The organism is Streptomyces sp. NPDC030222, from assembly GCF_055573115.1.
The window spans coordinates 50,274-73,064 of sequence record NZ_JBVICA010000014.1; the positions used below are offsets into that span (position 1 = coordinate 50,274).

The window sequence follows — 22,791 nt, forward strand, 5'->3', positions numbered from 1 at the left end:
CGGACCTCTCGCGCGGCCGGACCCGGCAACGGCCGTAGTCGGCCAGGCAGTTGGACTAGGCCTGGACCCCAGGTGACGCGGAAGGCGGTACCGGCGAGGCGGGCGAGGGCGAGCCCGTCGGCCGCGGACGGCTCGGCGAATCCCCTCACAGCCGGTCGGGGCGCGCATCGCCGCCGGCTCCGGGCTTGATCGTCCGATCGTCATCGTGGTGCGCCGGCGAAGGAGGAATTCCCCGGCCGTCAGGTGTGACGCGGATCCCGGCGGGCCAGGCTATCGACGTCCGGCCGTCCACCCCTCCGATCGGAGCGCCCGTGGCCCCCTTCGTACCGCCCCACCTGCTGCTCGGTGACGGACCCCACCGGGTCGTCGCCGTCCACGGCTGGCTCGCCGACCGCGACGCCTACGCCCCCGTACGCGACGACCTCGATCCGGACTCCTTCAGTTACGCGTTCGTCGACCTGCGCGGCTACGGCGAGGCCCGGGACGCCGGCGGCGCCCACACCACGGGGCAGGCCGCCCACGACGTGCTCGCACTCGCCGACCGGCTCGGCTGGGACCGCTTCTCCGTCGTCGGACACTCGATGGGCGGAGCCGTCGCACAGCGGATCCTCGCCATCGCCCCGCAGCGCGTCCGCCGCATCGTGGGCGTCTCGCCGGTCCCCGCCAGCGGACTGCCGATGCCGCCCGAGCAGTGGGAGTTGTTCGCCGAGGCGGCCGAACGGCCCGAGAACCGGCGGATCATCATCGACACCACCACCGGCGGCGTACGGCCCGGCGCCTGGCTCGACCGCATGGTGCGCCGCTCCCTCGACTGCAGCGACCCCAAGGCGTTCCGCGCCTGGCTCGACTCCTGGGCGGGCGAGGACTTCCACAGCGAGGTCGAGGGCAGCACCGTCCCCGCCCTCGCCGTCGTCGGCGCCCTCGACCCCGCACTCGGTGCCGACCTCATGCGGCAGACCTGGCTGGCCTGGTACCCGCAGGGCGAACTCGTCGAACTGGCGGGCGCCGGCCACTACGCCATGGACGAGGCCCCCCTCGACCTGGTCCGCGCGGTCGAGGACTTCCTGCGCGCGGACGCCGGATGACCGACCCGGTCCCCGATGTCTTCGACCCGCGGGTCTACGCCCGCGGGTTGCCCCACGGGGCCTACCGGGAGCTGCGCGACCGGCACCCGGTGGCCCGGCAGGAGGAGTACGAGGTCCTCGGCTGGCCCGCGGGGCCCGGATTCTGGGCCGTCACCCGGCACCAGGACGTGGTCCGGGTCCTCAAGGACGCCCGGGTCTTCTCGTCCCACCTCGGAGCCACCCAGATCCGCGACCCCGACCCGGCCGACCTGCCGTTCATCCGGCGCATGATGCTCAACCAGGACCCCGTCCCCCGCACCCCCGGGCAGCCCGCGTCCGGCCACGGCCGGCTGCGCCGCCTGGTCAGCGCGGCCTTCACCCCCGCCCGTGTCGACCGCTTCGAACGGTCGGCTCGCGAGCGGGCACGGGCGCTGCTCGAAGCGGCCCGGTCGGCCGCCGAGGACGGCACCGTGGACCTCGTCCGCACGGTCACCGACGAGTACGCCCTGCTCAACCTCTCCGACCTGCTGGGCGTGCCCGAGCAGGACCGCGGACTGCTCCTCGACTGGACCGAACGCGTCATCGGCTACCAGGACCCCGACGAGTCACCCGTGCTCGGCCCCGACGGGGCGCCCGTCAACCCCCGCTCCCCCGCGATGCTGGGCGAGATGTTCCAGTACGCCCGGGAACTCGCCGCACACAAACGGCGGCACCCCGGCGACGATGTCATGACCTCTCTCGCCGCGGCCGAACTCGACGACGGCGAACTGGAGATGTTCTTCTTCCTGCTCACCGTCGCCGGCAACGACACCGTCCGCAGCGCGGCCCCCGGTGGATTCCTGGCCCTCGCCGAACACCCCGGAGAGCAGCGAGGACTCCGCTCCGGCAAGGTACGGGTGGCGACCGCCGTCGAGGAACTGCTGCGCTGGCACCCGCCCGTCCTCAGCTTCCGCCGTACCGCCGGCTGGGACACCGAACTCGCCGGGCAGCGGCTCCGGGCCGGCGACAAGGTCGTGGTCTTCCACGGCTCCGCCAACTACGACGAGCGGGTCTTCGACGCCCCGCACCGCCTCGACCTGTCCCGGGATCCCAATCCCCACGTCTCGTTCGGCGACGGGCCGCACGTCTGCCTCGGCGCGCACTTCGCCCGGCTGCAACTGCGCGTGCTCCACGAGGAAGCACTGCGGACCCTGCCCGCCGTGTCCCTCTCCGGCCCGCCGCGCCGGCTCGTCTCCAACTTCGTCAACGGGCTGAAGGCTCTGCCCGTGCGACTCGGGTGACGTCCGCGACCAGCTCCACCACATCCGGCCCGTACGCCTCGGAGTTGACCACCTTCAGCAGCAGGCAGAACGACTCGTCCCCGTACTTCCTGCCCAGACGCTCATGGTGCCGGGCCAGGTAGCGGGCCGCCGCCTGGTTCGTCACTGCGCGCTGCCCGCAGAACAGGAACACCGGCCGGGTGCCGGCCTCCATGACGAGCCGCGCCAGCAGCACGTACTCGGTCTCGCCGCGCTCCATCCGGTACTCGTCGTCGCCGATCCGGAACATCGCACGGTCCGCGATCGCTTCGGCGTCCGTGGTGACCGACACACCCGGCAGCAGCGAGCGCAGGTGCGCGGCCGTCCGCTGATTCGAGGTCGGGCCGCCAAGACAGAACTCGGTCCGCTCGCCGAAGCCCTGCTGCGCCGCGTCGTGTGAGACGATGCGGGCATGGGCCCCGCAATCCTTGATCAGGGCCGACAGTTCGAGCAGCGCGAACACGTCCTGCTGGTGCACCCCGTGGTTCTGGTTCTGGTTCGCCTTGCGGTTCACGACCAGCATGCATTCCGACCCGGAGGGAAGGCCCAGGAACCTCCGGCGGAGGCGCAACCTGCGCTTCCAGAGGTACGTACGGGCCAGCCAGCCGATCGAACCGCTCACGGCGGCGGCTATCACCCCGAGCACGATGTCACGCACGTCGTCAGTCATGGCCGGGGATCGTATCGGCACCGCCGGACAGCCGACGAGGCGGTCCTGACGAGGCGGCGCGCGGCCGTTACGCTGCGCTGACAGTCGTCGACTGGAGGTATGCATGCGCCCGAGAACGGTTCGCAAGCTCTCGCTGGTGGCTGTCGCCGCGGCCCTGGTGTCGTCGGTCGGAGCCGCGGCCCCGACCACCTCGCCGCCACACCCCACGCCCGTCAAGTCGCCCGTCGCCGTGGGCTACGGAGGCGCGGTCGCCAGCGTCGACGCCGACGCCTCGGCTGTAGGCATCGAGGTGCTCGCACGCGGAGGCAACGCGGTCGACGCCGCGGTCGCGACCGCGGCCGCGCTCGGCGTGACCGAGCCGTACTCCGCGGGCATCGGAGGGGGCGGCTACTTCGTCCACTACGACGCGAAGAGGCGCACCGTACAGACCATCGACGGCCGGGAGACCGCGCCGCTGACCGCGGGACAGGACCTCTTCCTGGAGAACGGCAAACCCATCCCGTTCGCCGAGGGCATGACCAGCGGACTCGGCGTCGGCACCCCGGGCACGCCCGCGACCTGGGACGCCGCCCTGCGCGCCTGGGGCAGCAAGTCCCTGCGCGAACTGCTCAAGCCCGCCGAGCGGCTGGCCCGCGACGGATTCACCGTCGACGCCACCTTCCGCGCCCAGACCGAGGCGAACCAGGAGCGCTTCGCCGACTTCCCTGCCACCGCGGGACTGTTCCTCCCCGGAGGCCGGCTCCCCGTCGTCGGCAGCGTCCTCAAGAACCCCGACCTCGCCCGCACCTACGCCGAACTCGGCCGCAAGGGCAGCAGGGCCCTCTACGAAGGGCCCATCGCCCGAGACATCGTCAATACCGTGCGCAATCCGCCCGTGCGCGACGGTGCGACCCGGGTGGTGCGCCCCGGCGACCTGACCCGGTGGGACCTGCGGGCCTACGCCACGAAACTGCAGGCCCCCACCAGGATCGACTACCGGGGTCTCGACGTGTACGGCATGGCCCCCTCCTCGTCAGGCGGCACGACCGTCGGCGAGGCACTCAACATCCTGGAACGCACCGACCTCTCCCGGGCCACCCAGGCCGAGTACCTCCACCGCTTCATCGAGGCGAGCCGGATCGCGTTCGCCGACCGGGGACGCTGGGTCGGCGACCCCGCCTTCGAGGACGTCCCGACCCGGCAGCTCCTCACCCAGCGCTTCGCCGACTCACGGGCCTGTCTCATCAAGGACGACAAGGCCCTCACCAGCCCGCTCGCTCCGGGAGACCCCCGGAACCCCGTCCCCTGCGGAACCGGCGGCAAGGCGGCGCCCACCACCTACGAGGGCGAGAACACCACCCATCTGACGGTCGCCGACAGGTGGGGGAACGTCGTCGCCTACACCCTCACGATCGAGTCCACCGGAGGCAGCGGCATCACCGTGCCCGGCCGCGGCTTCCTGCTGAACAACGAGCTCACCGACTTCTCCTTCGCCCCCGCCGACCCCGCGGTCCACGACCCGAACCTGCCGGGCCCGGGCAAGCGCCCCCGTTCGTCGATGTCCCCGACGATCGTGCTGCGCGACGGCCGGCCGGTCCTGGCGCTCGGCTCCCCCGGCGGTGCGACGATCATCACCACGGTCCTCCAGACCCTCACCGGCCACCTCGACCGCGGCCTGCCGCTCGTCGAGGCGATCGCCGCCCCGCGCGCCAGCCAGCGGAACCAGACCACCACCGAACTCGAACCGGGCCTCTGGAACAGCCCCCTCCACACCGGACTCGAAGCCCTCGGCCACGGATTCCGGCAGAACCCGGAGATCGGCGCCGCCACCGGCGTCCAACGCCTTCCCGACGGCCGCTGGCTCGCCGCGGCGGAGAAGACCCGCCGCGGCGGCGGCTCGGCGATGGTGGTGCACCCTGCCGGACGGTCCTAGGGGGTCTCGTCGGCGCGCAGCGAGGCGTCGATGTGCTCCAGGTCCACGGTGAGGGTGCTCAGCCAGTGCTCCAGGTCGACCAGCATCGGCAGCCAAGGCACCGCAGGACGGTCGGCCGCGCCCTGCACGGCGTCGGCCGCCGTGTCGCGCGGCGGCAGCGCGAGCGGGTACGGCGGCGGACGGCCGCGGGCGCAGCAGTCGCCGAGCACACCGGCCGCGACGGCCAGCTGGGCCGCGGCTGCCCGGGCGGGTTCGGACTCGGCTCCGGCCCGCCCGGACGGCTGGTCGAGCCGGGGCAGCCAATGGGCGCCCAGCAGCACGTGGTTCGCCGTGATCAGCACCGCGTGCCAGTCGGCCTGCACCGACGGCCCCGGCTCGCTGCGGAACTGCAGATAGGCTGCCTCGGCCAGCCGCATCAGGTGCAGGGTGTGCCGGGTGGCCTCCACCGGCGCGGTGTTCGGCCCGCTCCCGCTCCGCGGGCTCAGCAGCGCCGCCACCGTGCCCGTGATCACCGGACCGAAGGAGTGCAGCAGCGCCGCCATGGCCCGCTGCACCTCGTGGCGGGCCCCCATCGGCCAGGCGAGCAGGCCGCACAGCAGCCCCACGGCGCTCCCCATCAGCACGTCCACCAGCCTGGCCTGGGCGACCTGCCAGGTGGCCGGTCCGAGCTGGGCGAACGCGACCGCCACGGCGAGGGTGAAGAGCCCCTGCGCGTAGGCGATCCCGAGCAGCGGGCCCAGCACGAACGCCGCCAGGAACGTGGGGACCATGATGGCCGCGTACGCGCCGTGGTGCTGGCCCAGTGCCACCAGCAGCCCGCCCGCCGCCAGCGCGCCGACGAGCGTGCCCAGCAGCGCCTGGCGCACCGCCGACCAGGTCTGCACGGCCGTGGTGCGGCTCAGGGTCAGCACGGCGAGCAGTACCCAGAAGCCGTGGGTCAGCTCCAGCGACCCGGCCACGAGCCGCGCGATGCCGAGGCCGAGCGCGGTCCGCAGGGCGTTCTGGAAGGCCACCGACCGGAAGGTCAGATTGCCGGCCAGGCGCTTCCACCACAGGACGGGCGCGGAGGTGTCGGCGTACCAGAACAGCTCGCGGGGTGGGATCGGCGGTGTGCGGCGGCCGTCGAGGCCGACCCGTACCGCCGTCTCCAGGATCCGCGCGGATTCGGCGGCGGCGAGCACCGAGGCCTGCCTTCGCAGCGTAGCGAGACTGCCGGGCCGGGCGGTCCGTTCCGCCTGGAACGCCCAGATCGCGGGCGGCAGCGTGGACACCGGGGGCGGCCGGCCCTCGCGCAGCGCCGTCGCGGTCTCGGTGCACGCGGCGGCCACCTCGCCGAGCAGCTCCGCCGACGTGCTGTCCTCGACCACATGCGGCGGCGCCTCGTCGCTCCGCCGAGCCAGCTGGTCCATCAGCCTGCGGGCCGCGCTGCCCGCCTGCGCCATCGCCCGTTCCCGTCGGCCGGGGCCGGTGGGACGCTCGGCGGCCGGCAGCCGGGACAGACGCAGCCGGTCCCCGGCCTCGCGCAGCACGGCGGCGTCCGGGACGGGGACGGCGGTGTCCGAACCGGGAGCGAGGGACCGGCCCGCGGAGGCGGCCGCTTCCGCGAGGATGCCGCGGTAGGTGGGGGTGGCCGGGGCGGGCAGCACGAAGCGTTCCATGAACGCCAGCAGCAGCACTCCGACGGTCACGCCGCCCAGCCGCTGCCACAGCGACTCCGGTGCGTAGGGCGGGAAGCAGGCCAGGATGTAGAAGAGCTGCAGACCGGGCGCCGCCCCGGCCTGCCGGGGTCCGGCGATCGGCGCGAAGGCGAGGGCGAACCCGACGACGAGCATGCCGACGACGGCCGCCCAGGTGCTGATGGCCAGTGCGGTTCCCAGAGCCACCAGGGCCCAGCCCAGCGGCAGCACCCGCAGTACTTCCGCCGACCGCTGCGGCCCGGAACCCGGAATCGGCGCGAGGACACCGAGCGCCACCGCCCCGAACAGGGCATAGACCGCCATGACGGGCTGGTCCAGCCCGTACAGGAGCGGGTAGAAGCCGACGCACGCGGCCGTCGTGATGCGAATGGCACGGTGCACGACCTCGGCGGACCCCTCGCCGCCGGTGAGCCGGCCGACGAGCCGCCGGAACCACGCGGGCCCGCTCATCCGCCGCTCGCGCATGGGCACGGTTCCTCTCGTCGGGAGCCGGGCGTGCGTCCTCCTCCACATTGTGGGCTCGGCCCCGGGGCACCGCAGCCCGTTTTTTGCACACGCTGGAAAACGAGGGCGACCACTGCTCATGGACGTCGGATCGAACGTCCGGAGCAGGACCCGGCCCCGTCCTGGGGCCCCTGTTCCCCCCCCCCCCGCTTCTTCTGGGGGGCTGGCACGACCGCACGGCTCGGCGCGGTGAAGCCGTTGTCGGGCCGTACCCGCCGAGACCGGCGTCCCGGCTCGCTCACCCCTCCGTGGCGGCCGTCACCGGTGCCTCGTCGAGCTCCCAGGAGTGGCGCTTGAACTCCTTGAGGAAGTCGGGGTGGTCCTCCCACTGGCGCGCGATGCCGCGCAGCACGTCCCAGTTGTGCGCCACCGTCTGGTCGATCACGCGGCGCATCGCGGGCTCGGCCGTCGCCCGCTTGGCGACGAGCCCCTTGACCGCCGACGCCTCCAGCACGGCGTTCCGCAGCGCGCGCAGCGCACGGGAGGTGTCGTCCATGCCGAACCCGTGCTCGCTGCCGGTCTCGGCGTCGAACAGCGGGGTGAGCCGCGCCTCGATGAACGCGGTGATCCGCTCGAGGCTCTGCTGGACGTCCATCGGGGCTCCGTCTCCTGCCGCGCCCTGAGTCGGCGCGGCACGTCGTTCGTTCACTGTCGCCGGTCCGGGACGGCCTCGCGCCTGCCCGGACCCACGACCGTGATTATCCTGCGCCGAGACGCCTGCCCCGTGCCCGGGCCGGTGTACAACACGGGCCGCGGCGCCGCCGGTTCCACCGGCCTACGGTCGACACCGTGTCCCGCCGCACGGGCGCGGCCCGATCCTCGGTGCATGAGCTTCGCCGTCTTCATGCCCCTGCCCGGACTCGTCATCCTGCTGACCGTGCCGGCCTTCGCCGACCAGCTGCTGCGTGCGGGCCGGGCCGGCGTCCTGCCGTGGCGCAATGCGGCCCGGCAGGGCCAGGTGTCGGCCACGGGGTTCGAACAGCTCCCCGCGAGCTTCTCGCCGGGGAAGCGGAACGAGCTGAAGGAACGGCAGTCGGCGCTCGTGATGCGGGACGACGAGGAGGACGGAGCGCCGCCCCACCGCACCACGGTCGGCCTCCGGAACGGCACGGCGGTCGTCCGCCTGCCGCGATCCGACCGGTAGATCGCCGCCGCCCGCCGTCCGGGCCGCGACCGCTGCTCGCCAAGTCGGCCTCGCGTCCGTTCAACACGTGTTCGACGCCCGTTCAACGCGCCACACGACACGCCGAGTTGGCCACGCGTGCCGACGCCGCCGAGAGGCCTCTCAGGCCGTAACGCGCGGTGGGACCGCGTCCGGCGCGGGAAGGGCGGCGTTGCCCGAGTGCGTGCCGGACGGCTCACGGACAAGAGAAGATCGAGGGAGCAGATGCTACGAGGGAAGGCCGGCGGCTTCGCCGCACTGGGGGCGGTTCTCCTGACTGTCGCGCCGCTGGGCGGCGCACCGTACGCCGTTGCGGACCCGGCGCCGGTGTCGGCTGCGGAGGCCGCGGCCTCCGCAGCCGCGGCACGCAACGCGGCGCTGACCGGCGCGACCGCGAAGGCGCTGCAGGACGTACTGAAGAAGGCCGTGGCGCAGGGTGCGCCGGGTGCCATGGCCCGTTACGACGCCGGCGGACGCTCGTACCGAGTCGGGGTGGGTGTCGGTGACCGCGGGGCGAACGCGGCGATCACACCCTCCAGCCGGTTCCGGATCGGCAGCGTCACGAAACCGTTCACCACCGTGGTGCTGCTGCAGCTCGTCGCGGAGGGCCGGGCAGGGCTCGACGACCCGGTGAACCGTCATCTGCCCGGCCTGCTCAAGGACGAGCGGATCACCCTGAGGCATCTGCTCAACCACCACAGCGGTCTCCACGACTACACGAACGACATGTTCGCCAGGACCGTTCCCGGCTTCGAGCCCGTGCGCAACCGCGTCTTCACCCCGCAGGAGCTGGTCGACCTCTCGAGCTCGTCGAGCCAGTGCTGCTCTTCCATGACGAAGGCGACGACGTGGTGCCGATCGCCCAGGCGAGGGTGATCGTGGGGGTGTACGGCGACCGGGCCCGGCTGATCACCACCCAGGGGCCGGTCTCCACCCGCGCGCCTCGATGATCTGGATCAAGGACCTCACCAGGACCACCCGTTGATCACGACTCGATATGCCCCTGGGTGACGCGCTGAGGTGCCGGACGCCAAGGGCGGGCAGGAGTTGAGTCAACGGTCAACCAGCCGTGGACGCGGGGCCTCACCCGTGGATTCCACGTCGGTGTCGTCGGTGCCGACCGGGCCGCGGGGAAGCATCCGGTCCAGCCACTTCGGCAGCCACCAGTTGGTCCGGCCGAGGAGTGTCATGGTCGCCGGTACCAGCACCATGCGTACGACCGTGGCGTCGATGAAGATCGCGGTGGCCAGGCCGAGCCCGAACATTTTGGTGGAGGGGTCCTCGGCGACGGCGAAGGACAGGAAGACCGCCACCATGATGAGGGCGGCCGAGGTGATGATCCGGGCGGTGCGCGAGACGCCCTCAACGATCGCCGTGCCGTTGTCGCCGGTGCGCAGGTACTCCTCGCGTACGCGGGAGAGGAGGAACACCTCGTAGTCCATCGACAGGCCGAACAGGATGGCGAAGAGGAACATCGGGATGAACGACACGATCGGAACCGTCGCTTCCAGCCCGATGAGTGCGCCTCCCCAGCCCCACTGGAAGACCGCGACCATGATGCCGTAGGCAGCGCCGATGCTCAGCAGATTCAGCAGTACCGCCTTGAGCGGTACGAGTATCGAGCGGAAGACCAGCATCAGCAGCAGGAACGACATCGCCAGCACGGCGGCGACGAACACCGGCAGGCGTTGGCTGGTGCGTTGGCCCACATCGGACAGGCTCGCGGCGGCGCCGCCGACGTGGGCCCTGGCCGGGCCGTGCCCGATCGCCGTGGGCAGCACGTCGGTGCGCAGCCGGGCGATGGTGTCGGCCGTGGCCTTGTCCTGAGGGCTGGTGGTCGGGAACACCACGAGGGTCGCGATGCCGGTGGCCCGATCGATGTGCGTCGGCGCGACGGATGCGATGCCCGGATCCGCCGCGACCGCCCCGACGAGTCGGTCCGGCACTCCCGGATCACCGGCGGGGTCCGCGGCGATGACGAGGGGACCGTTGGTGCCCGGGCCGAACCCCTCGGCGACGAGGTCGTAGGCCCGGCGCTCGGTACGGCTGTGGGGCAGTGAGCCGTCGTCGGGCAGGCCGACGCGCAGGCCGAGCACGGGCAGCGTCGCGGTCAGCAGCAGCCCCGCCGCGCCGACCGCGTACGGCACCGGGTGCCGGCTGACGTGCCCGATCCAGCGACGCCACCCGGCGGCGTGGGCGGCGCCCGCCACCGTGTCCCGCCGCCCTGCGAGTCGGCCCAGCTTCCCGGTCTGCAGAGCCCGGCCGATCCGGCCGGCCCGGGCCAGGCGCGGGCCCGCCGCGCCGAGGAAGGCCGGCAGCAGCGTCACCGACGCGAGCACCATCGTCAGGACGACGATCGAGACGGCGACCCCGCCCACCGTCATGAACGGCACGTTCGCGACCGCCAGGCCGAGGATCGACACGACGACGGTGCCGCCGGCGAAGACCACCGGCCGCCCCGCCGTTGCCACCGCTCGTCCGGCCGCCGCCTGCGGATCGAGCCCGCACGCGAGGTACTCCCGGTGCCTGGCGAGCACGAACAGCGCGTAGTCGATGCCCACTCCGAGCCCGACCATGCTGCCCAGGACCGTTGCGAAGGTGGGGACCTCTGTCACCCCCGCCAGTACCGTCATCGTGGCGACCCCGACGGTCAGCCCGAAGACCGCCATGCCGATCGGCAGCGCGGCGGCGACGAGCGAACCGAACGCCAGGAACAGGATCGCGGCCGCGGCGAGGAGGCCGATCAGCTCGCTCGCGCCGCCGTCGGGGTCGGAGAAGGCGTAGAAGAGGTTCCCGCCCATCTCGATGCGCAGCGGCAGTTCGGCGCGCAGCCGGTCGCCGAGATCGACGAGGGCGTCGAGGTCTTCGGCCGACAGCCGGCTCTGGTCGGGGTACTGCACCCGGACGACCGCGATCCGCCCGTCGGCCGAAACGAGGCCGCCGCGCACGGCGGTGTCCCCGCCCGCGTCGAGCGCCCCCGCCGGGTCGCTCGTGCCGAGCACGTGCGGCAGCCGCTTCACCTCGGCCCGCAGCCGCGTGAGAGCGGTGCGCGCGCCGTCGTCGTCGAAGAACGTCGCACCGTCGTCGAGGGGGGTGACGACCACTTGGGCGGTCATCCCCTCCTGGCCGGTGCCTGCCCGCTCGATCAGTTCCGCGGCCCGTTGGGAGTCCAGTCCCGGAGCGGTCATCGAGTCCGCGGTCCGCCCGCCGAAGGCGACGGCGGCGAGGACGGCGAGCGTGGCGGCGATCAGCCATGCCGCGATCACCCGCCAGGGATGGCGGGCGGCGCTTGCGCCCAGGCGCAACAGGGCTTTCGAGAGCATCGGGTCCTCCAACCACCTCGTCGGCCGTCCTTGTACGGCCGCCGATGCCGAGGCTCGTCGCCACGGCGCTCCGCGGCATCGGCCCGCGGGCCGCGGATCCGTCGGCCCCGGGGCGGAGTGACGACCCGTCCTTTCGGCCGATGCGCGGCCCGCCGCGGTCCCTAGGCTGAGAACCGTGCTCCGAGACGACCTGCGAACCCTGTGGACCGAACCCCGGCCGCCCGACGCGCCCGCCCGGGTGTGGCGGGACTGGGCGCTGCTCGCCGCGGGCCTTGCCGGTGTGGCGCTGGAGGCCACCCTGCGCGAGAACGTCGTGTGGCGGCCGGTGGCGGTGGTGTTCACCGTATGGCTGTGCCTGCTGCTCCTGTGGCGCCGGACGCGCCCGCTGGCGATGGTGACGCTGGCGTTCGGCTCGGTGATCCTGCTTCCGGTGGCCTCGCTCGTCGCCGCACCGCGCGAGCCCGTCGGCCTGTACACCGGCGTGGTCGTGCTCGTGCTGGTGTACGCGCTGCTCCGGTGGGGATCGGGACGCGAGATCGTGCTGGGCGGCGCGGTGATCCTCGCGGTCGGCGCGCTGTGTGTCGTCACGGACGAGACCCCGGTCGTCGAAAAGGTCGTGGGCTTCGTCTTCCTGCTGCTGCCCGGCGTGGTCGGGGCTGCCGTGCGGTTCCGGGTGACCGCTCGCGAGCGGCAGTTGGAGCAGGTGCGCTCCCGGGAGCGCGAGCAGCTCGCCCGGGAGCTGCACGACACGGTGGCCCACCACGTGTCGGCCATGGTGATCATCGCCCAGGCGGGCCGGGTGCTCGCGGGCACCGACCCGTCCGCCGCCGTCGAGGCGCTGGAGGGGGTCGAGGAGGAAGGGGCGCGCACGCTGGAGGAAATGCGCGCCATGGTCGCCGCGCTGCGCGACCGCGGGGTCGGCGCCGAGCTGGCGCCCCCTGCCGGAGTCGCGGATCTGGAGCGCCTGGTGCGCACCCCGGGTGGTCGCCTCAGGGTCGACCTGGGGCTCGACGGCGAACTGGACGCGCTGCCCCCGGCCGTGGACGCGGCCGTCTACCGGATCGTGCAGGAGTCGGTGACCAACGCGCTGCGCCATGCGGTCGACGCGACCGAGCTCGTCGTCCGGGTCGCCGCGGAACGGCACACGGTACGGGTGAGCGTGCGCGACAACGGCCGGCGCACCGGCCGGGGTCGCGACGGATACGGACTTACCGGACTGCGCGAGCGCGCGACCCTGCTCGGCGGCACACTACGAGCCGGCCCGGGTACCGACCGGGGCTGGCATGTCGAAGCCGAACTGCCGGGAGCGAGGAGCGAGAGCGGTGTCCATTCGCGTCCTCGTCGCTGACGACCAGACGATCATCCGCACCGGGTTGCGGATCATGCTGAACGCCCAGCCCGGCATCGAGGTGGTCGGCGAGGCCGCCGACGGGCGGGAAGCGGTACGTCTGGCCCGCGAACTACGCCCCGACGTCTGCCTGTTCGACATCCGTATGCCCGTACTCGACGGGCTCGAGGCCACCCGGCTGGTCGCCGGCCCGGGCGTCGCCGACCCGCTGGCCGTGGTCGTCATCACCACGTTCGACCTCGACGAGTACGTCTACGGCTCACTGCGTGCCGGCGCCCGTGGATTCCTCCTCAAGGACACGGGACCGGACCTTCTGGCGCAGGCCGTACGGTCGGCGTCCGACGGTGAGGCGCTCATCGCGCCCAGCGTCACCGTCCGTCTGCTCCAGGCATTCGCGGACCTGCCCGCCGGCCGGCCCGTGGCCCAGCCGGTCTCCCCCGTCACCGCCCGCGAGGAGCAGGTGCTCCTCGCCGTCGCTCGCGGGCTGACCAACACCGAGATCGCCGATGCACTGCACATCAGCCTCAGCACGGTGAAGACGCATCTGGCCAGCCTGATGGCCAAACTCGGCGCCCGCAACCGGGTCGAGATCGCGATGTGGGTCTACGAAACGCGCCGTATCCTCCCCGGAACCTGAGCCGGGTGCCGGGCCATGTCCCATGAGTCCCCGCCCGGACATCGGTGCACCGGTCGGCTCACGTCGGCTCCACGTGCCGCACCCGCCCCAGAGCGTGACGTACCAGAGGCCGGAACCGGGACGGTGAGACACCCGATACGACAAGACTCCCGACAGCTACCTCGCCAGTCTCCATCTGCACGCCTCGATGATCTGGAGCAAAGACCTCACCTGGCGCTCGCCGACCTGCTTGGCTGACGGGGAGGCAGCTGCTCGGGCGCGCGGTCCCGGGGAGCACCGGGGCCGGTCTCCAGCCGGACGGCATGCCGTCACGAACGGGCGCCGGGCGGCAGCCGGTCCGGGAGCGAACTCGGGTCCGTGGCCTCCGCCCGCAACCTGCGCAGGATGCCCTTGGCCGCCCGGTCGTACGCCGACGGGTCGCCGTGCAGGACCGACTGCGCGTTCGCCGACTCCATCAGCGCGATGATCTCGAACGCGAGCTGCGGTGCGTCCACGTCGGTGACGAGCCCGCCCGCCGCCCTGGCCTCGTCCAGCGTCTGCTCCACATAGGCCACCCAGTCCTGGCGGGCCTTCGCGATGGCGTCATGGACCGGGCCGCTGCGGGCGTCGAACTCGGCCGAGACGCCGTAGAAGAAGCACCCGCCGTCGAACACCCGGTCCGCCGAATACCTTAGCCACCTGTCGCAGAGCGCCCAGACCCGTCCGGGCCCCGGCGGCAGCTCGTGGAGCGGGGTGACGACCCGCTCCACGAATATCGCGGTCGCTGCCCGTACCGTCGCCAGCTGCAGCTCCTCCTTGGAGCCGAACAGGGCGAAGACACCGCTTTTGCTGAGATTCAGCTCGGTGGCGATCCGGCCGAGGGAGAGCCCCTCCAGCCCTTCCACCGAGGCGATGTGCATCGTGCGGCCCAGGACCAGGCGTCGCGTTTGATTGCCGCGCTCGATGCGTCCGTCCACGTGTGTGTCGCTGTCCGTCACAAGCACCCATCCTACTGAACGTACGGTCGTGCGGACATGTGGGCACGGTCGTGAAGCGGTCGCGGGGGCGCCGGCGCTCAACCGCTGTACTTCTCCCGGCACAGCGCGACCACCGACGGATCCGCGAATCCGTCCGAGGCGGCGCACACAGCCCATGTCGTAGTCCGGCCGCGGCCGGGACGGCCGTACGACAGGACCGGCTCGTGCGTACGCGGCGGCCGGGACCGTGGCCGCCGCGGCCGGGCCTAGCCGATCCTTCCGCGGCCGCAGCTTCGGCGCCGATGGAGGACCGGCCGGCGCATCCGCGCCGACCAGCCGCGCCGGCCGCTGCCGCCCGCGCTGGCGCTCCGGCTCCTGGGCCATCTCCCACTTGTGGGCCGTGGTGCGGGAGATGCCCATCTCGGCAGCGACATGGGCCACTTGACGGCCGTGACGGACCCGGTCAACCAGCAGCCGCGTGCCATGGACGGTCAGCCGGGCATTTACGGTGGGACACGGCACCCTTGTGTGTGGAGACCTCCGTGTGTGGCGTGGAGCCTGGACACCTCCACCACACCGGAGGTCCTCGCCATGATCAAGAGGGCCCGCACGACCCGTCGGCCATACCCCACGCGGTCGCACCCCACGCGGCCACGGCCCCCACCGCCACCCGCCCCGCGCCTACGCGTCGATGCTGACCAGCGCGAGCGTGATGTTGTCCGGCCCGCCCGCCTCCATCGCGGCCTTCCACATCTCGTAGGCGGCCCGGCTGTCGTCGTGGGCGGCCAGCAGTTCCTCCAGTTCGTCCTCCGGCACCGGGTCGGTCAGCCCGTCGCTGCACACCAGGAACCGGCTTCCGACCTTCGCGGGCACGGTGGCCACATGGGGCTCGACGGCTGTGAACTCCGGTGCGCCGCCGAGGGTCTGCAGCACGAGCGACGTGGTGCGCCGGCCGGGTGCGGGCGGGGGGCTGTCGTCCACGCTGACCTGATCCAGTCCGTCCGGACCGGTCATGAAGACCCGGCTGTCGCCCACGTTGAAGACGAACACCGCACCGGACGTCACCACCACACCCGCGACGGTGGTCCCCATCATCAGCAGGTCCGGATCGTCCGCCGCGGCGGTATACAGCGTGCGGTTGCAGCGGCGGACCGCCTCCCGCACGGCTTCCTCGTCGTCGAGCATCGGACCGGCCCTGGCCAGCCGGCGCACCACCATCGCGCTCGCCACCTCACCGCCCGGGTGGCCGCCGAGGCCGTCGGCGACCGCCACCGTCAGCGGCGTGCCGATGGGGAACAGCAGGGTCTGCGGACTTTCCGTGACGGTGCTGCACAGCGTCCAGGGTCCGATGACCAGACTGTCCTCGTTGTGGTCCCGCAGCAGTCCGGTGTGGCTCAGAGCGGTCACCGCGATGTGGGGCATGGGCCGTCCTCGCCTCGACGGGGCTCTCCTCCCATTGTGGCCGGGCATCCCCGATACGCGCCCCTCCGGCCACGGCGACGAAAGGTGCCAAGGGGTGTCCGGCGGAGCGGGGCCGGTCGGCCTCTAGTCTCGGAATCATGACCCCCGAAACCACGACCCTCGACCGACTGGGCCGCAGCCCGTACATCAGCCTGACCACCTACCGGCGTGACGGCACCGGGGTCGCCACCCCGGTCTGGGTCGTCTCCGACGGGCGGCAGCTCTTCGTCTGGACCCGGTCGGACTCCTGGAAGGTGAAGCGGATCCGCCGGGACAACCGGGTCCTCGTCACGCCCTGCGATGTGCGCGGCCGGATCGCCCCCGGCGCCCCGTCCGCCGAGGGAACCGCCCGGCTGCTCGACGAGTCGGGACTCCGCGATGTGCGCCGGATGCTGGCCCGGAAGTACCGCTGGCGGTTCTGGCTGGTGGACGTGCCCGCGGCGCTGGTCCGCCTCGGGAAGCGGCCGCACACCGGCATCGCCGTGGAGCTGACCGGTCGCTGAGCCCGACCGTACCCCGGCCCTCCGACACGTGTACGCCGGCCCGCGAGGCGGGTGCCGACGAGCAGCCGTGCGGTGTGCCCCGAGTGATCCGAAAGCCCCAACTCCGAAATGATCCGGTCGAGTTGGGGATGGGAACGCTCACATGGCTCGGTCGCCCCTCCACAATGCAGCCGCCCGAAAACTCTGCGTAGCCTTTCCGTAACAGAGCAGGTGTCGAATGCCGCGGGTGGCAGCGAATCGGATCCCGCCCCCCGTCGAGGAGTTCGCGCGGTACCTGCGCGGGCTGGTGGCCGGGATCGACCCCGGCAGCGGTTGGTACGGAGTGTTCCTGGACCGTGATCCCGAAGGCATGCGCGCCTGTCTCGCCGGCGACGAGGTGCCCCCGTGGGACGTGGTCGCGGCGCTCCTCCAGGACGTCGCGGCGTTCAGCGGCCCGGCGGTCGCCGAACACGAGGAGTTCCGGGCCCGGACCCTGCACACCGAGTCCGTGACCGCCCACGACCTCCGCCCCGGCGGCCGTGCGGCGCTGCTGGCCCGGCTGGACCGGATGGTCCGCGAACGTGAGTACGCCGAGCAGCGGCTGGCCGGGACGGCGGCCGACGACCCCGCCGAACCGTGGATCCGGGACGACCTCGGCCGTGCCGCCGCCCGCTGCGCCGAGTACCGCGCCCGGCTCGCCGCACTCCGCCCCGGGGCCGAGCCGCCGCAGGCACCCCCGGGTGCGGGCGCGACGCACGGGCAAGGCCGGGCCGAACGGACGGGCCGGACCCCTCCCGAGGCGTCCGCGGCGGCCCGGAGCGCGCACCGTCGCAGGCCGCGCGGCGCACGCTTCGCCGGGCTGGACGACTCGGCCGTGGCATCGCCCGTGCCCGCTCCGCCGGTCCCGGACGCGGCGGAGCGTGCACCCACGGGCGCACGGTTCGGGGGCGCCGTCCCGGAGCAGGTGGACGGGGCGGCGGCCGGGCCGCGGGAGACCGGTGCGGAGGCGCGCAGAGCCGTGGCGGACGCGGTGGCGGAGCTGATCCGGCTGCGCTCGCAGGGACGCAGCGGCGAGGCGCATGTGCTGCTCTGCCAGGCCGCGTCCTGGCCCGCGGAGCGTCTGCCGTTACTGGCCGTGGAGCTGGAGCGCGCCGGGCTCGGCGCCGACTGGGCCACGCTGCTGTGGGAGGCGGCCTCGCTGCCGTCCGCGGGCCTTGCCGGTGCGGCCTCGGCGCTCGCCGCGGCCGGCCGTGCGCAGTGCTGCGAGACCGTCCTGCGCCAGTCGGTGGGTCGCCCGCCCGCCGAGATCGCGGAACTCGTGGCGGCGCTGGAGAGCGGGGGCCGGGCCGCGGAGGCGCGCAGGCTGCTGGGTGCCTTCCTGGGGGTGCGGTCCGCCGAGGAGGCGGTGCGGATCGCCGAGGCGGACCCGGCGCGGCTGCTGCCGGGACTGCTGGCCGCGGCACGGGAGGTGTCGCCGTCCTGTGTGCGCGATCTACGGCACGCCCTGCGACTGGCGGGACTGAGCGAAGCTTGAAAGTGCCCGATGCGGACCGGTATGGACTGCTCGGGTGCGAAACATGATCGACTCTGCGGGTTGGTGGCGATGGTCTTGCCCCGCGGTGTGGCGGGGCTTACGTTCTCCTACCTACGCATGCGATCTACGTGCGTAGAAATTCGTCGAGGCTCTCTGACGTCCTGTCGAAGGAGCAGCTCATGACCAATGTCGTACGCGCCGCCCTCGTCCAGGCCACCTGGACCGGCGACACGGAGTCCATGATCGCCAAGCATGAGGAGCACGCCCGGGAGGCGGCCCGGCAGGGTGCGAAGGTGATCGGATTCCAGGAGGTCTTCAACGCCCCCTACTTCTGCCAGGTGCAGGAACCCGAGCACTACCGCTGGGCCGAACCCGTGCCGGACGGCCCGACCGTGCTGCGGATGCGCGAACTCGCCCGCGAGACCGGGATGGTGATCGTCGTCCCCGTCTTCGAGGTCGAGCAGTCCGGCTTCTACTACAACACCGCGGCCGTCATCGACGCCGACGGCACCTACCTCGGCAAGTACCGCAAGCACCACATCCCCCAGGTGAAGGGCTTCTGGGAGAAGTACTACTTCAAGCCCGGCAACGTGGGCTGGCCCGTCTTCGACACCGCCGTCGGCAAGGTCGGCGTCTACATCTGCTACGACCGCCACTTCCCCGAGGGCTGGCGCCAGCTGGGCCTGAACGGCGCCCAGCTCGTCTACAACCCGTCCGCGACCTCGCGCGGACTCTCCGCCTACCTCTGGCAGCTGGAACAGCCCGCGGCGGCGGTCGCCAACGAGTACTTCATCGCCGCGATCAACCGCGTCGGACAGGAGGAGTACGGGGACAACGACTTCTACGGCACCTCCTACTTCGTCGACCCGCGCGGACAGTTCGTCGGCGAGGTCGCCGGCGACAAGACCGAGGAACTCGTCGTCCGCGACCTCGACTTCGGCCTCATCGAGGAGGTCCGGCAGCAATGGGCGTTCTACCGGGACCGCCGCCCCGACGCGTACGAAGGACTGGTGCAGCCGTGACCGACCCGCACTCCCTGTACGACCGGCACCGTGCCGTGATGCCCGACTGGCTGACGCTCTACCACGACCGCCCGATCGAGATTACCCACGGCGAGGGCCGCCACGTGTGGGACGCCGAGGGCCGGCGCTACCTCGACTTCTTCGGCGGCATCCTCACGACCATGACGGCGCACGCGCTGCCCGAGGTCACCAAGGCGGTCTCCGAGCAGGCCGGACGGATCATCCACACCTCCACGCTCTACCTCAACCGGCCCATGGTGGAGCTCGCCGAGCGGGTCGCCGCACTCTCCGGCATCCCCGACGCCCGCGTCTTCTTCACCACCTCGGGCACCGAGGCCAACGACACCGCGCTGCTGCTCGCCACCGCGTACCGCCGCTCCAACCAGATCCTGGCGATGCGCAACAGCTACCACGGCCGCTCCTTCTCGGCGATCGGCATCACCGGCAACCGCGGCTGGTCCCCGACCAGCCTCTCACCGCTCCAGACCCTCTACGTCCACGGCGCGGTCCGGTCCCGCGGACCGTACGCGCACCTGTCCGACGCGCAGTTCATCGAGGCCTGCGTCGCCGACCTCGAGGACGTTCTCGGCCAGACCCGCGGCGGTGTCGCCGCGCTGATCGCCGAACCCGTCCAGGGCGTCGGCGGGTTCACCTGCCCGCCCGACGGGCTGTACGCGGCGTTCCGGGAAGTCCTGGACCGGCAGGGCATCCTGTGGATCAGCGACGAGGTGCAGACCGGCTGGGGCCGCACCGGGGAACACTTCTGGGGCTGGCAGGCGCACGCCGAGAACGGGCCGCCCGACATGCTCACCTTCGCCAAGGGCATCGGCAACGGCATGGCGATCGGCGGTGTCGTCGCCCGAGCCGACATCATGAACTGTCTCGACGCCAACTCCATCTCGACGTTCGGCGGCAGCCCCGTCACCATGGCCGCCGGCCTTGCCAACCTCTCCTACCTCCTCGAACACGACCTCCAGGGCAACGCCAGGCGCGTCGGCGGACTGCTCATCGAACGGCTCCGAGCCATCGCGGCCCACACCCCTTCGGTACGCGAGGTCCGCGGGCGGGGTCTGATGATCGGCGTCGAACTGGTCCGGCCGGGAACCGACGAGGCCGCCCCCCACACGGCGTCGGCCGTCCTCGAAGCCGCCCGCGAGGGCGGGCTGCTCCTCGGCAAGGGCGGCGGCCACAACACCAGCGTGCTGCGCATCGCACCCCCGCTCTCCCTGTCGGTCGCGGAGGCCGAGGAAGGCGCCGCGATCCTCGAACAGGCCCTGCGCACCGCATAGTCGTACGAGGGAGCCCACCCATGACCCGTACTCTGATCCGCGGCGGACTGGTCATCACCGCCGCCGACGAGACCCATGCCGACGTCCTGGTCGAGGACGGCCGCGTCGCGGCGCTCGCCGCACACGGATCCACCGTCGCCGAGAGCTGGACCGCCGACCGCACCATCGACGCGACCGGCAAGTACGTCATCCCGGGCGGCGTCGACGCCCACACCCACATGGAGCTGCCGTTCGGCGGGACGTTCGCCTCCGACACCTTCGAGACCGGGACCCGGGCCGCCGCCTGGGGCGGCACCACCACCATCGTCGACTTCGCCGTCCAGACCATGGGACAGAGCCTGCGCGAGGGACTCGACGCCTGGTACGCCAAGGCCGACGGCCGCTGCGCCGTCGACTACGCCTTCCACCTCATCCTCTCCGACGTCAACGAACAGACCCTGAAGGAGATGGACCTCCTCATCGAGGAGGGCATCACCTCCTTCAAGCTCTTCATGGCGTACCCCGGCGTGTTCTACAGCGACGACGGGCAGATCCTGCGGGCCATGCAGCGCGCCTCGGCCAACGGCGGGCTCATCATGATGCACGCCGAGAACGGCATCGCCATCGACGTGCTCGTCGAACAGGCCCTGGCCCGCGGCGAGACCGACCCCCGCTACCACGGCGAGGTCCGCAAGGTACTGCTGGAGGCCGAGGCCACGCACCGCGCCATCCAGCTGGCACGGGTCGCCGGCGCCCCCCTCTACGTCGTCCACGTCTCCGCCGACGAAGCCGTGCGGGAGATCGCCGCGGCCCGCGACAAGGGCCTGAACGTGTTCGGTGAGACCTGCCCCCAGTACCTCTTCCTGTCCACCGACAATCTCGCCGAGCCCGGCTTCGAAGGCGCCAAGTACGTCTGCTCGACACCGCTCAGGCCCCGGGAACACCAGGCGGCCCTGTGGCGCGGACTGCGCACCGACGACCTCCAGGTCGTCTCCACCGACCACTGCCCGTTCTGCTTCTCCGGCCAGAAGGAACTGGGCCGCGGCGACTTCTCCAAGATCCCCAACGGCCTGCCCGGGGTGGAGAACCGCATGGACCTGCTCCACCAGGCCGTCGTCGAGGGTCACATCACCCGCCGCCGCTGGATCGAGATCGCCTGTGCCACCCCGGCCCGCATGTTCGGCCTCTATCCGAAGAAGGGCACCATCGCCCCCGGAGCCGACGCCGACATCGTCGTCTACGACCCGCACGCGGAACAGACCCTGTCGGCCGCCACCCACCACATGAACGTCGACTACTCCGCCTACGAGGGCAAACGGGTCACCGGCCGGGTCGAGACCGTCCTCTCCCGCGGCACCCCCGTCATCGAGGAACGCACGTACACGGGACGGGCCGGACACGGCCTGTACACCCCGCGAGCCACCTGTCAGTACCTGAACTAGGAGGACACGCCGTGGACTTCGGACTCGTCCTGCAGACCGATCCGCCGGCCTCGGAGGTCGTCGGCCTGATGCGCCGCGCGGAACGCAACGGCTTCCGCTACGGCTGGACCTTCGACTCGGTGGTGCTCTGGCAGGAGCCCTTCGTCATCTACAGCCGCATCCTGGAACACACCCGGAAGCTCACCGTCGGCCCCATGGTCACCAACCCCGGGACCCGCACATGGGAGGTCACCGCCTCCACCTTCGCCACCCTCAACGACATGTACGGCAACCGCACCGTCTGCGGCATCGGCCGCGGCGACTCCGCGATGCGGGTCGCCGGCCGCAAACCCAACACCCTCGCCCGGCTCGGCGAGGCCATCGACGTCATCCGCGACCTCGCCGAGGGCCGCGAAGCCCTCGTCGACGGCCAGCCCGTCAGGATCCCCTGGGTCGAGAACGGCCGGCTGCCCGTATGGATGGCCGCGTACGGGCCGAAGGCCCTCTCCCTCGCGGGGCAGAAGGCGGACGGGTTCATCCTCCAGCTCGCCGACCCCTACCTCACCGAATGGATGGTCAAAGCCGTACGGAACGCCGCCGCCGAGGCAGGCCGGGACCCCGACGCGATCACCGTCTGCGTCGCCGCACCCGCCTACGTCGGCGACGACCTCGCCCACGCCCGTGAGCAGTGCCGCTGGTTCGGCGGCATGGTCGGCAACCACGTCGCCGACCTGGTCTCCCGCTACGGCGAGCACTCCGACATGGTGCCCGAGGCCCTCACCGCGTACGTCAAGGAACGGCACGGCTACGACTACAGTCACCACGGCCGCGCCGGGAACCCGTCCACCGACTTCGTCCCCGACGAGATCGTCGACCGGTTCTGCCTGCTCGGCCCGGCCGAGGCCCACATCGAGAAGCTGAACGCACTGCGCGAGCTCGGCGTGGACCAGTTCGCGGTGTACGCGATGCACGACGCCCGCGAAGCGGTCATCGACGCTTACGGGGAGAAGGTCATCCCGGCGCTGACGTAGC

19 protein-coding genes are annotated in these 22,791 nt (G+C 72.2%); 13 read left to right on the forward strand and 6 right to left on the reverse strand.

Annotated features, from left to right (window positions below; genetic code table 11):
• The first annotated feature begins 311 nt into the window (after positions 1–311).
• Together ACZ4Z5_RS20785 and ACZ4Z5_RS20790 are read left to right on the forward strand one after the other, a co-directional pair.
• Complete coding sequence (locus tag ACZ4Z5_RS20785) at positions 312–1,085, forward strand: alpha/beta fold hydrolase (protein ID WP_468264803.1); 774 nt, start codon at positions 312–314, stop codon at positions 1,083–1,085.
• Positions 1,082–2,344 (forward strand): cytochrome P450, encoded by a 1,263-nt coding sequence (locus tag ACZ4Z5_RS20790; protein WP_468264805.1) that lies wholly within the window; start codon positions 1,082–1,084, stop codon positions 2,342–2,344. The genes ACZ4Z5_RS20785 and ACZ4Z5_RS20790 overlap by 4 nt, the downstream gene beginning before the upstream one ends.
• On the opposite strand, the gene ACZ4Z5_RS20795 is transcribed toward ACZ4Z5_RS20790, so the two are convergent.
• A complete protein-coding gene (locus tag ACZ4Z5_RS20795) occupies positions 2,307–3,032 on the reverse strand; it encodes a hypothetical protein (protein ID WP_468264807.1) in 726 nt (241 codons plus the stop codon). The two genes, ACZ4Z5_RS20790 and ACZ4Z5_RS20795, sit on opposite strands and share 38 nt — an antisense overlap.
• Before the next feature lie 103 nt (positions 3,033–3,135).
• Here ACZ4Z5_RS20795 and ggt point away from each other — a divergent pair, with 103 nt between their 5' ends.
• Positions 3,136–4,944: a gamma-glutamyltransferase gene (ggt, locus tag ACZ4Z5_RS20800; protein WP_468264809.1), complete on the forward strand. Its 1,809-nt coding sequence runs from the start codon at positions 3,136–3,138 to the stop codon at positions 4,942–4,944.
• Here ggt and ACZ4Z5_RS20805 read toward each other — a convergent pair.
• Together ACZ4Z5_RS20805 and ACZ4Z5_RS20810 are read right to left on the reverse strand one after the other, a co-directional pair.
• Positions 4,941–7,106 carry an FUSC family protein gene (locus ACZ4Z5_RS20805; protein WP_468264811.1) on the reverse strand — a complete coding sequence of 722 codons (2,166 nt, stop codon included), beginning with the start codon at positions 7,104–7,106 and terminating at the stop codon, positions 4,941–4,943. The two genes, ggt and ACZ4Z5_RS20805, sit on opposite strands and share 4 nt — an antisense overlap.
• Before the next feature lie 277 nt (positions 7,107–7,383).
• Entirely contained in the window at positions 7,384–7,740 is a 357-nt protein-coding gene (locus ACZ4Z5_RS20810; protein ID WP_468264813.1) for a hypothetical protein, read from the reverse strand.
• 231 nt (positions 7,741–7,971) lie between these two features.
• Here ACZ4Z5_RS20810 and ACZ4Z5_RS20815 point away from each other — a divergent pair, with 231 nt between their 5' ends.
• A complete protein-coding gene (locus ACZ4Z5_RS20815; protein ID WP_468264815.1) occupies positions 7,972–8,289 on the forward strand; it encodes a DUF6191 domain-containing protein in 318 nt (105 codons plus the stop codon).
• Positions 8,290–8,532: 243 nt separating this feature from the next.
• Positions 8,533–9,183, forward strand: coding sequence for a serine hydrolase domain-containing protein (locus tag ACZ4Z5_RS20820; RefSeq protein ID WP_468264817.1), 651 nt, complete (start codon positions 8,533–8,535; stop codon positions 9,181–9,183).
• 176 nt (positions 9,184–9,359) lie between these two features.
• Here ACZ4Z5_RS20820 and ACZ4Z5_RS20825 read toward each other — a convergent pair whose 3' ends face one another.
• Positions 9,360–11,630, reverse strand: coding sequence for an MMPL family transporter (locus ACZ4Z5_RS20825; protein ID WP_468264819.1), 2,271 nt, complete (start codon positions 11,628–11,630; stop codon positions 9,360–9,362).
• 175 nt (positions 11,631–11,805) lie between these two features.
• Between ACZ4Z5_RS20825 and ACZ4Z5_RS20830 the strand changes: the two genes are divergently transcribed.
• Positions 11,806–12,978 (forward strand): sensor histidine kinase, encoded by a 1,173-nt coding sequence (locus ACZ4Z5_RS20830; RefSeq protein WP_468264821.1) that lies wholly within the window; start codon positions 11,806–11,808, stop codon positions 12,976–12,978.
• The gene (locus ACZ4Z5_RS20835; protein WP_468264823.1) at positions 12,953–13,615 is read left to right on the forward strand and encodes a response regulator; all 663 of its coding nucleotides are present in this window, start codon (positions 12,953–12,955) and stop codon (positions 13,613–13,615) included. The genes ACZ4Z5_RS20830 and ACZ4Z5_RS20835 overlap by 26 nt, the downstream gene beginning before the upstream one ends.
• A gap of 308 nt (positions 13,616–13,923) precedes the next feature.
• Here ACZ4Z5_RS20835 and ACZ4Z5_RS20840 read toward each other — a convergent pair whose 3' ends face one another.
• The gene (locus ACZ4Z5_RS20840; protein WP_468265036.1) at positions 13,924–14,592 is read right to left on the reverse strand and encodes a TetR/AcrR family transcriptional regulator; all 669 of its coding nucleotides are present in this window, start codon (positions 14,590–14,592) and stop codon (positions 13,924–13,926) included.
• Between the two features lie 660 nt (positions 14,593–15,252).
• Positions 15,253–15,993 (reverse strand): PP2C family protein-serine/threonine phosphatase, encoded by a 741-nt coding sequence (locus tag ACZ4Z5_RS20845; RefSeq protein ID WP_468264825.1) that lies wholly within the window; start codon positions 15,991–15,993, stop codon positions 15,253–15,255.
• Between the two features lie 137 nt (positions 15,994–16,130).
• On the opposite strand from ACZ4Z5_RS20845, the gene ACZ4Z5_RS20850 reads away from it, so the two are divergent.
• The 6 genes from ACZ4Z5_RS20850 (at position 16,131) to ACZ4Z5_RS20875 (ending at position 22,790) form a co-directional block, all read left to right on the forward strand.
• A complete protein-coding gene (locus ACZ4Z5_RS20850; RefSeq protein WP_468264827.1) occupies positions 16,131–16,535 on the forward strand; it encodes a PPOX class F420-dependent oxidoreductase in 405 nt (134 codons plus the stop codon).
• A gap of 226 nt (positions 16,536–16,761) precedes the next feature.
• The gene (locus ACZ4Z5_RS20855; protein ID WP_468264829.1) at positions 16,762–18,048 is read left to right on the forward strand and encodes a hypothetical protein; all 1,287 of its coding nucleotides are present in this window, start codon (positions 16,762–16,764) and stop codon (positions 18,046–18,048) included.
• A gap of 179 nt (positions 18,049–18,227) precedes the next feature.
• Positions 18,228–19,070 (forward strand): nitrilase-related carbon-nitrogen hydrolase, encoded by an 843-nt coding sequence (locus tag ACZ4Z5_RS20860; protein WP_468264831.1) that lies wholly within the window; start codon positions 18,228–18,230, stop codon positions 19,068–19,070.
• A gap of 38 nt (positions 19,071–19,108) precedes the next feature.
• Entirely contained in the window at positions 19,109–20,359 is a 1,251-nt protein-coding gene (locus ACZ4Z5_RS20865; RefSeq protein WP_468265038.1) for an aspartate aminotransferase family protein, read from the forward strand.
• Positions 20,360–20,379: 20 nt separating this feature from the next.
• Positions 20,380–21,780, forward strand: coding sequence for a dihydropyrimidinase (gene hydA / locus ACZ4Z5_RS20870; protein ID WP_468264832.1), 1,401 nt, complete (start codon positions 20,380–20,382; stop codon positions 21,778–21,780).
• 11 nt (positions 21,781–21,791) lie between these two features.
• Entirely contained in the window at positions 21,792–22,790 is a 999-nt protein-coding gene (locus tag ACZ4Z5_RS20875) for a TIGR03842 family LLM class F420-dependent oxidoreductase (protein ID WP_468264834.1), read from the forward strand.
• The last annotated feature ends 1 nt before the right edge of the window (position 22,791 follow it).

What these genes read in the sequence shown, in the direction of transcription:
- ggt (WP_468264809.1), top strand. Translation starts at nt 3,136, where the DNA reads ATGCGCCCGAGAACGGTTCGCAAGCTCTCGCTGGTGGCTGTCGCCGCG.
- ACZ4Z5_RS20790 (WP_468264805.1), top strand. Translation starts at nt 1,082, where the DNA reads ATGACCGACCCGGTCCCCGATGTCTTCGACCCGCGGGTCTACGCCCGC.
- ACZ4Z5_RS20805 (WP_468264811.1), bottom strand. Translation starts at nt 7,106, where the DNA reads ATGCGCGAGCGGCGGATGAGCGGGCCCGCGTGGTTCCGGCGGCTCGTC.
- ACZ4Z5_RS20850 (WP_468264827.1), top strand. Translation starts at nt 16,131, where the DNA reads ATGACCCCCGAAACCACGACCCTCGACCGACTGGGCCGCAGCCCGTAC.
- ACZ4Z5_RS20820 (WP_468264817.1), top strand. Translation starts at nt 8,533, where the DNA reads ATGCTACGAGGGAAGGCCGGCGGCTTCGCCGCACTGGGGGCGGTTCTC.
- ACZ4Z5_RS20865 (WP_468265038.1), top strand. Translation starts at nt 19,109, where the DNA reads ATGCCCGACTGGCTGACGCTCTACCACGACCGCCCGATCGAGATTACC.
- ACZ4Z5_RS20825 (WP_468264819.1), bottom strand. Translation starts at nt 11,630, where the DNA reads ATGCTCTCGAAAGCCCTGTTGCGCCTGGGCGCAAGCGCCGCCCGCCAT.
- ACZ4Z5_RS20795 (WP_468264807.1), bottom strand. Translation starts at nt 3,032, where the DNA reads ATGACTGACGACGTGCGTGACATCGTGCTCGGGGTGATAGCCGCCGCC.
- ACZ4Z5_RS20810 (WP_468264813.1), bottom strand. Translation starts at nt 7,740, where the DNA reads ATGGACGTCCAGCAGAGCCTCGAGCGGATCACCGCGTTCATCGAGGCG.
- ACZ4Z5_RS20860 (WP_468264831.1), top strand. Translation starts at nt 18,228, where the DNA reads ATGACCAATGTCGTACGCGCCGCCCTCGTCCAGGCCACCTGGACCGGC.
- ACZ4Z5_RS20815 (WP_468264815.1), top strand. Translation starts at nt 7,972, where the DNA reads ATGAGCTTCGCCGTCTTCATGCCCCTGCCCGGACTCGTCATCCTGCTG.
- ACZ4Z5_RS20845 (WP_468264825.1), bottom strand. Translation starts at nt 15,993, where the DNA reads ATGCCCCACATCGCGGTGACCGCTCTGAGCCACACCGGACTGCTGCGG.
- hydA (WP_468264832.1), top strand. Translation starts at nt 20,380, where the DNA reads ATGACCCGTACTCTGATCCGCGGCGGACTGGTCATCACCGCCGCCGAC.